The 503-nt window shown below is 63.6% G+C and carries 1 protein-coding gene; it reads left to right on the top strand.

What is annotated here, in order from left to right; all coding sequences use genetic code 11:
* Positions 1-503, top strand: a 503-nt coding sequence (locus ABGI63_RS25790; RefSeq protein ID WP_349745376.1) for a phage portal protein, incomplete at both ends; no start/stop codon positions are given.

The raw sequence follows: 503 nt of genomic DNA, 5'->3' as shown, positions 1-503 counted from the left end.
GGCCCCGCCAAGTCCAGCCGCATCGCCATCCTGGACGCCGGCATGAAGGCGCAGAAGGTCAGCGTCGAGCCCGACGCGGCCCAGTTCATCGAGACCCGCCAGCACCAGGTGGAGGAAATCTGCCGCTGGTTTGGCGTGCCGCCCCACAAAGTCATGCACCTGCTGCGCGCCACCTTCACGAACATCGAGCACCAGTCCATCGAAGTCGTCGTCGACAGCGTCACGCCCTGGGTGCTGCGCATGGAGCAAGAAGGCGACTTCAAGCTATTCGGCCGCCGCGCGACCAATTGCTATAACAAGATGGATCTGAAGGGCCTGCTGCGCGGCGACTTCAAGAGCCGCCAGGAAGGCCTGCAGATCCAGCGCCGAAACGGTGTCATCAATGCCAACGACTGGTGCCGGCTGGAAGACATGCCCGAGATCGGCCCCGATGGCGACAAGTACATCGTCGAGGGGAACATGACCACGCTGAAGGCCATCGGCGAGCCCAAGCCCGAACCGAG

The sequence above is a fragment of the Roseateles cavernae genome, from assembly GCF_040187885.1.
Classification (GTDB): Bacteria; Pseudomonadota; Gammaproteobacteria; order Burkholderiales; family Burkholderiaceae_C; genus Roseateles_E; species Roseateles_E cavernae.
This window is presented reverse-complemented; position numbering and strand designations above follow the sequence as displayed.